Below are 7980 nucleotides of genomic sequence, written 5' to 3'. Positions count from 1 at the left end.
CCTTTCTGAACTGGCCTGATTGATGCGTAGAGAACACCAATCCTCCCAGCTCAAGGGGCACTTTCCTCATTCCGACACCCCACGACCAACCAATTTATCGGTGGATCGAGGCTTAGAGGTCGCATGTCGCGTTGTTCATCCCTCGGACGCGGCGGAAGCCGGCGATCGAGATTCTGGACGAGCACGCGGTTACGGCGGCCGGATTACGGTCTTGCAGGAACGACTCCTCGCGAGATGTCAGCAGTTGACGCGATGCGATTTCATGGACGACCGTTCGGTTCTAGGATTCGCCATTTAGATGGCAAAACTGGTTCGTCATCTCCGTGGCAAGACAGGAAACCCGCAGGCAGAGCCATCGCCATATGACATGGAGTTTGGCAATCTACAGGCCGCCCTGTAGGTTGCCATTCTCCGTGTCGTTATGCCATTTGGAATGTCGCTTGATGTCGTAAACGACATCGCGGATGACAAAAAGTCTGACCATTGGTCGGGTCTGCTGCACGATCAGGTGACAGTTTCGGTCACGCGGCCTGACTGGCCGGTGTGGTCATGATGGCTTCGTATTCGATCGGGGTCAACCGCCCGAGGCCGGCCTGGCGACGGCGCCGGTGGTAGGTGCGCTCGATCCAGGTGACGATCGCGATCCGCAGTTCCTCTCGTGTGTTCCAGCGACGGCGATCGAGCACGTTCTTCTGTAGCAGGCTGAAGAAGCTCTCCATGGCGGCGTTGTCGCCGGCTGCGCCGACCCGGCCCATCGATCCGACCATCCCGTGATGGTTCAGTGCGTGCACGAATCTCCTTGACCTGAACTGAGATCCGCGATCGGAGTGCACGATGCACCCGGCAACTTCGCCGCGTCGTGCCACCGCACTACTGAGCGCGGTGGTAGCCAACCGGGACTTCATCCGGGAGTCGATCGAGTACCCGACGATCCGGTTGGAGAACACGTCCTTGATCGCACACAGGTAGAGCTTGCCTTCGCCAGTGCGATGTTCGGTGATATCGCTGCGCCACAACTGATTTGGTACGAAAGCGGTGAAATCGCGCTCGACAAGATCGTCGTGGACCGGCGGCCCGACCTTCCCGTTCTTGCCGCGCTTCTTGCCGAACACGCTCCACAATCGATTCTGAGAGCAGATCCGCCAGGCGGTGCGCTCGGCTATCGGCTCACCGGCATCGCGGGCCTCCTCGACCAAGTAGCGATAGCCGAACTCAGGGTCGTCTTTATGGGCGTCGAAACAAAGCGTTGGCGCGGTAAGCCTCGATTCTCTCGGCGTCGGTAATCGGTGTCGCTTGCCAGGGTGATGGGACCACCTGATTGCCAGGGGGATGGGACCACCGTGGCGCGTTATCGAGGATGCTCGTCAGGTTCGGCTGGGTCAAGCTGTCCGGGTCGGGTGCGTTGGCGGTAGGACGGTCCTTCGATGACCAGGGTGTGGGCCGCAGCGGTGAGTCGGTCGATGGCTGATTGGGCGAGCAGGGTGTCGGCGGTCATGGTCAACCATTCAACTGGAGCTGGCACATGTTCGTTGTGGCTGATTTCTCCTGCTAGCTGGGCTTTCGGCTGTTCTGCGTGTCTTAGCGATCGTCAAGGCGTGATCGCGATATGTTAGGTGTTGCCTTAACTGGTTAGGCGGGAAGAAGGTGTGCGGGGAGTGGAGGGTCTGCGGCTGATTCCCGGTGGCGCCGCACCGGTCGAGGCTGTTGCCGCCGATCCTGTTGTGTTTCAACGTGAATGCGTCGATGCATTCGTGGCGTCCTGGCATGCCCGAGGATTCAGCCCGGTGACGATCGACAACGATATCGGGCTGTTGGAGCGGACCTTGACGGCGCTGGGGTGTCCGGCGTGGGAGGTCACCAGCGAGGACATCGATCGGGTGGTCGGTGAGCTGGCGATGGCGGGGCGGGCGGCGTCGACGCGGCGGGAGTACGTGCAGATCTTCAAGGGGTTCCATCGGTTCCTGCAGACCCGCAAGGCTGCCGAGATCGAGGCCGCGTTCGGGGCGCGGCTGGTGTGCCCGGTGGATGAGTTCAACGCGTCCCGGCACGTGGGCGACGACTCGCCGGCAGTCGCGGCGCCGCCGACCCCGGAGCGGGTGAGCGCATTCTTCGAGTTCCTGAAGACTCGGATTGCCACCGCCCGCAAGTACGGGCCGGCCGCGCGGGACTATGCGATGTTTCGGACCCTGTATCACGCTGGGCTGCGGTCGGAAGAGTCAGCGCTGCTGGAGATTCCGGACGTGCATTTCGATCGTGGACCGTTCGGCAAGTTGCACGTGCGGTTCGGCAAGGCCGCCCACATGTCCGGTCCCCGGCCGCGGTGGGTGCCGATGCTGGACGGTCTGGATGTGTTGTTGCAGTGGTTCCTGGCCGACGTGCGGCCGAAGTTCCCGAACTCGCCGGTGCTGTTCGCCGACGAGTCCGGTGGCGCACTGCATCGGGGCACGATCCGCAACCGCCTGCGGTATCTGATGGAGCTGGAGGGGCGACCGGCGACCGAGCGATTCAGCCCGCACGCGCTGCGCCGGGCCTGCGCCACCCACAACTACGAGCGTGGTGTGGATCTGGTTGCGATTCAACAGCTTTTGGGGCACTGGACGGTGAGCTCGACCATGCGGTACGTGCGGCCGTCGGCGACGTTCATCGAGGACGCCTACCGACGCGCGGTCACCTCGACGCTGGCCGAGCTGAGCGGAGAGGATGGGACGGCATGAGGATTCGTTGGCGGCTGCGGATGGCCGCGGCCCAGCGCGAGGTATGGACCGGCACCGAACTGCGGCGGCTTTTGTCCGAGCGCGCGGGTCTGGAGTTGTCGGCGGCGTCGGTGTCAGCGCTGTTCACCAAGGAGCCAAGCCAGATCAAGGTCTCGACGCTGATCGCCTTGTGCACCGCGCTTGACTGCACCCCGGATGACCTGTTCGAGATCGACACCACCCCAGTCGAACAGCCTGCCGCACGACCGCGCCCGGTCGCCTCGCAGCCCAAGACCGCCACCGCGCGGGGCCGATCAATGCCGCCAATGTAGGCCCACCCAACGTTTCGGAACGGGGTGCGGCTGGTGGGGAAACGACAACGAGACTGCGTTGACTGCGGCGCACCGGTGGGATACATCGGCCGCGAGCACTGCTGCCACTGCACCCGCCGGTTGCGGGCGCAGGCCGCCAAGGCACGATGCCCGGGCTGCGGCTGGGACCGGATCGTGCTGCCGGAGACAGACCGGTGCATGCTGTGCTCACGCCGCTGCCGCGAATGCGGCGGTCCGATCAAATTCCGCGGTGAAACGGTATGCCGGCCATGTCAGAAGCGGGCCACGCTCGCCGCCGCGAAATCGACATGCCCGCGCTGCGCAAAGCCCGGCTATCTGCGCGAGTCGACGGGGTGGTGCGGCCCGTGCTCGCGGCCCCGCCCACCAAAGTATCCGCCCCGCATCTGTGTGTCCTGCGGTGAGCTGCGCCGCCACGCCGCGCACGGCATGTGCGGGCGATGTTGGCAGCGCCACCCGGACCGGCCGTTCGTGCGCGGTGAGACCCTGGCCGCTGCGCTCACTGAACCACCAGGCTGGCTCGGCGATTTCGTCGCGTATCTGGCCGCCCGTCACTGCCCCGCTCGCGCTTGCAGGATGATCGCCACGCTGGCTCGACTCCTCGAAGACGAACACCCCAACCACCCGCAGAGCGTGCTCGAGCGGTCCCGCCGACCTGGCCGGTCGATGGGATCACTGGCTCGCGCTCTGGAAGCGTTCTTCACCGAGCACGGCCTGGCGATGGCCACCGACCAGGACCAGCGGCTGGCCGCCGGACGACGGCAGAAACGGATCGACGCCACACCGGGTCCGATGCGCGTCGCTGTCGCGGCCTTCGCCGAATCCATGCTGCACAACCGCGACCGGGCCCGGCGTGCAGGCACCCGCCCCCGCTCCGACCGCACCATCGAGTCAGCGTTGACGATAGTGCGAGACCTGGCTCACTTCCTCGAAGCGCAACGGGGCAAGCAGGATTGGGCACTCGTGGACGTCACGGATATCGAGGCGTTCCTCGCCGAGTTGCCCAACACCCGAGCGCGACGTCTGACCGTGTTGGGCCAGTTCTTCCGGTTCGCACGCAATCGTCGCGTGGTGCTCGTGGACCCGACACACGGCATGTCAGCCAAGCGGCACAGGGGATTTCGTGGCCGCACACTCACCATCACGCAACAGCGCGACCTATTTCGCCGCTGGAGCGCCGACCCCGCTGCGCATCCGCACGAAGCCCTCTTCGGGCTCCTCGCCATATTGCACGGTGTCTCCAGCCGTGAGCTGCGCCTGCTGCAGGTCGACCACATCGACACCAGTGACCGCTCGATCCGCCTCGGCACGCGCCCCCACCCGGTGCCGCTGGACCCGGTCAGCTGGAACGCGCTGCAACGCAGCCTCGATCACCGCGACACCCAGCGCACCAACAACCCGCACGTGATCGTCACGCGCGGTACCAAAGCCGACCGGCGACCGGCGTCGGAGGCCTACATGAGTCATCTGCTCGATCCCTGCGGCCTGCCACCCAAGATGCTGCGCAGTACCCGGCTGGCCGATCTGGTCAATACGATCGACCCGAAACTCGTCGCGGCAGCCTTCGGGATGAGACCCGAAGGAGCGATGATCTATCTCGCCGATCACCTCGACGAGGGCCGACTGCCCGACCACCTCGCCCAACCCTGATACCTGCAAACATGTCACGTTTCAACGCCACTTCCGCACAGGTTCGCGCGAACAAGTGCGCTTTGGCTGGTTCCCGGTTTGATGTCACGATGGTGGTCTTGTTCTGGTGGCGTTCGACGACGATTTCGTAGAAGTCGCTGGTTTCGGTGGCGTCGAGGGAGCGCAGCGCGAAGTCGTCGATGATGAGGACGTCGACGGCCGCCAGCCGGCGGATCTCGGCGTCGACGGTGTGGTCGAGTCGGGCGGCGCGTAGCCGGGTGAACAGTTTGTCGGATCGGGCGAACAGGACGCTGTGCCGGCGGCGAATGGCTATGTGTCCCAGGGCTGTTGCCAGATGTGTTTTGCCTACGCCGACGGGCCCGAGGATGATTGCGGACTGTCCGGCGTCGAGGAATCGTAGCGAGGTCAGGTCGCCGAGCAGTGTGCGGTCATAGCGCAGGTCCTGTTGTGCGGTCCAGGAGTCGAAGCGCATGCCTGGGTCGAGTCCGGCTTTGGCCGCCCGTAGGGCGGCTGATCGGGATTCGCGTCGGGATACCTCGTCGGCGAGCAGTGTTTCGAGGAATCCGATGTGGCTGAGTTTGTGCTGGCGGGCCAGTGCGGCCCGTTCGGGCAGAGTGTCGGCCAGGGCGCCGAGTTTGAGCGCTTTGAGCAGTCGGAGCAGGTCGGCGCCGACCGGGTCTGCGGCCACGCGGTTGGTAGTGGTCATATCAGCAGATCCCCTCGGAGTCCGGTATTGGCGATGACGGTCAATGACGTTGCGGTGGTACTGAATTCAGATGGATCACGCGAGAACCGGGTAGCGGTTTGGCCGACGGCCAGTGGCAGTACCGGGGTCGCGTTCTCCGTGGCACGCTCGAGCATCGAGGCGATCTTGTTGACCGAGACGACATCGAGATCCAGTGCCACCGAACAGGCCTGCTCGACGCGTTGCGCGCCGTATCGGCGCACCAGGCCCTGCAGGCGATAGACGGTGCGCATCCGCGTCCACGGCAGCGGATCGTCGAGGATGCGTTCGGCGTAGATCCCGACGTTGGGGCCATAGGCGGCGCAGGTGGCGATCAGTGTCGTCAAGTCCCGCAACGCGTAACCGACTTTGTGTTCGGGTAGATCGGCGCGGTCGGTACTGCGGCCACCCGCAGGCTGACGGGGGTGGACTTTGACCAGCACACCACGGTGATAGAACTTCACCAGCTCGCAGTCAGCACGTACGTCGACGGTGGTGCCGATCCACTGCTCGGGAAGCGAGTAGAGGGCTTTGGCGACTTCGGCGTGGAAATCGCGGTGCACCTTGACCGCTTTGAACACCGGCACGTCGTAGGCGCCCGGCACCGCCAGCAGCAGCGGTTGCTCCTCGGTGGTGAACACCTCCACCGGCCGTGCACAGGTGCTGCCGTGGATACGGGTCCCGGCAGTACGAAGACACCACACGGTGACAGCCTGCTGCGCCTGCTCAATACTGGTGAATGTTTCACCGTCCCAGAAGTTTCGGCGGACGTACTGCACCGCACGCTCCACTCGCGGTTTGTCCTTCGGGGAGCGCACCCGAGCCGGGTCGGTGAGGAATCCGACATGGCCGGCGTAGTCGAGCCACCCCTGAGTGAAGCGCGGATTGACCGCATCAGCGGCGGCGATCACCGGCTTGAGGTTGTCCGGGATCAGCACCGCGAACACCCCGCCGAAGAACTCCCACGCCGCCTGGCAGCCGGCGATCACCGCCGCCAGAGTCTGCGAATACGACAGCCACACGAACATGTGTCGGCTGTAGGCGGCGGTGAAGATCAACGCGTGCACCTTGCGGCGCCGCCCATCATCGGCGTCGGTGAGCATCCCGAGGTAGCCGAAATCGATCTGGCATTCCACACCGGGATCCCCATCGGCGACCCGCACCGTGGTGTCCTTGCGGCCGAAACCGCAACGCTCACCGGCGAATCGGTTCAACGTCCGATATGGCACCACGCACCCCTGACGGGCCAGCAGCGTCTCGATCTTGGTGATCGTCAACGGACGCCGCTCACCATCGCCGGCCACCCACGCGGTGATCTGGTCCTCGAAGCCCAGCAGCTGTTCCCACGCTGCGCCGTGGCCATCCGGGCGCACCGGGCGCACCGCGTCGGCGACCGCCCCGATCAACCCGTCATCGACGGCCTCAACGCCGTCGCTACGGTGCAGACCAGCCGCTTGCGCGGCCTCGACGTAGCGGCGCACCGTTTTGCGGTCCACGCCGCAATGCGCGGCGATCGTGCGGTAACCCGGTGCCGGTAGCCCGGCGACCCCCAGCCACACCCGCAACACTTCCCTGATCTCGTTCACACTGACCTCCCGAAAAGCCATGCCCGCCGCCTCCGTGACTTGGACCGTCACGGCGATCAAACGAACAGATGAAGGGACCACCGACGCGACGCGCCGGTGGTCCCATAACTGGCAATCCAGGTGGTCCCATCACCCTGGCAAAATCAGCTCACACTGGTCCCATCCTCCTGGCAGACGACAATCGGATCGGCGCGCCAGCGGTAGTAGGGCTGGCGGGCGAGCTTAAGCACCCGGCACGTCACTGCCACGGGGATCCCGTCGGCGGCGAGCTCACTTACGAGCGGGTAGATCCTTTTCCCGGCAGGTTGGCCTGCGATAGATAGGCCGCAGCTCGACGCAGGACTCGTTCTCCTGCTCCAACAACCGATTCCGGCGACGAAGCTCTCGCAGCTCAGCCGAGCCACTCGTGCTCTTGCCAGGCTTGGCGCCCTCGTCGATATCTGCTTGGCGCATCCACTTGTGCAGCGTCATCGGGTGCACTCCGAAATCGGTGGCGATCTGCTCGATCGTCACGCCGTCGTCGCGGTTTCGAGCGACCCGCACGACGTCGTCGCGAAACTCCTGGGGGTAGGGCCTGGGCACAAGGACATCCTTCCAGCTCACCCACCCAGGGCAAGCCAACTCAGATGTCACCTATTCGTGCAGCAGACCCGTCGATCGTGCCGGTATCCATTGAGATGTGGCGGGTTCGGCACGGACGGCTGCAATGCACCGGCAAGAACGCCGCGAGGGCGATCGCTGCGCGGTGGAATGTCGATAACTTTGCGGTCTGGCCTATTGCTTCTGGGCTTGGGCAGGCACATGCTTCAGAAGACATCACAAGCTGGGTGGAGTTGCTTAGGTGTGGCACCGGTAGAGCGCTTCTCGATCCCTACGGCCGGTTGGCCGTTGGTGGAAGCCCTTCGGCCTAAATCGGCGTGGCGTCGGCGACGCATGGGCGTGCTGCGCGATTCTTTTGTTGCCACTTGGCTGTTCAG

The 7980-nt window shown here is 64.7% G+C and carries 5 protein-coding genes and 3 pseudogenes; 3 read left to right on the top strand and 5 right to left on the bottom strand.

Features of this window, described 5'->3' with window-relative positions; genetic code table 11:
• Positions 1-521: 521 nt before the first annotated feature.
• Positions 522-1299, bottom strand: a pseudogene (locus MCHLDSM_RS02705) (IS3 family transposase); the annotation flags it as partial.
• 49 nt (positions 1300-1348) lie between these two features.
• A pseudogene (locus MCHLDSM_RS02700) lies at positions 1349-1513 on the bottom strand (ATP-binding protein); the annotation flags it as partial.
• Positions 1514-1646: 133 nt separating this feature from the next.
• On the opposite strand from MCHLDSM_RS02700, the gene MCHLDSM_RS02695 reads away from it, so the two are divergent.
• The 3 genes from MCHLDSM_RS02695 to MCHLDSM_RS02685 are packed head-to-tail and all read left to right on the top strand — an operon-like array spanning position 1647 to position 4693.
• A complete protein-coding gene (locus tag MCHLDSM_RS02695) occupies positions 1647-2714 on the top strand; it encodes a tyrosine-type recombinase/integrase (protein ID WP_011777792.1) in 1068 nt (355 codons plus the stop codon).
• Positions 2711-3025: a helix-turn-helix domain-containing protein gene (locus MCHLDSM_RS02690; protein WP_011777793.1), complete on the top strand. Its 315-nt coding sequence runs from the start codon at positions 2711-2713 to the stop codon at positions 3023-3025. The genes MCHLDSM_RS02695 and MCHLDSM_RS02690 overlap by 4 nt, the downstream gene beginning before the upstream one ends.
• Before the next feature lie 24 nt (positions 3026-3049).
• Positions 3050-4693: a tyrosine-type recombinase/integrase gene (locus tag MCHLDSM_RS02685; RefSeq protein ID WP_011891548.1), complete on the top strand. Its 1644-nt coding sequence runs from the start codon at positions 3050-3052 to the stop codon at positions 4691-4693.
• A 61-nt stretch (positions 4694-4754) separates the two neighbouring features.
• Here MCHLDSM_RS02685 and MCHLDSM_RS35560 read toward each other — a convergent pair.
• From MCHLDSM_RS35560 to MCHLDSM_RS38715, 3 genes and pseudogenes are all read right to left on the bottom strand, one after another.
• Positions 4755-5399, bottom strand: a pseudogene (locus tag MCHLDSM_RS35560) (ATP-binding protein); the annotation flags it as partial.
• The gene (gene istA / locus MCHLDSM_RS02680) at positions 5396-7024 is read right to left on the bottom strand and encodes an IS21 family transposase (RefSeq protein ID WP_013470157.1); all 1629 of its coding nucleotides are present in this window, start codon (positions 7022-7024) and stop codon (positions 5396-5398) included. The gene istA and the pseudogene MCHLDSM_RS35560, both read right to left, overlap by 4 nt.
• Before the next feature lie 249 nt (positions 7025-7273).
• Positions 7274-7606 carry a transposase gene (locus MCHLDSM_RS38715; RefSeq protein ID WP_156455067.1) on the bottom strand — a complete coding sequence of 111 codons (333 nt, stop codon included), beginning with the start codon at positions 7604-7606 and terminating at the stop codon, positions 7274-7276.
• Positions 7607-7980: the final 374 nt, after the last annotated feature.

The sequence above is a fragment of the Mycolicibacterium chlorophenolicum genome, assembly GCF_001044235.1.
In the GTDB taxonomy this organism is placed as follows: Bacteria; Actinomycetota; Actinomycetes; order Mycobacteriales; family Mycobacteriaceae; genus Mycobacterium; species Mycobacterium chlorophenolicum.
The sequence above is the reverse complement of the archived record's forward strand: the minus strand, read 5'-3'. Positions and strand labels throughout refer to the sequence as shown.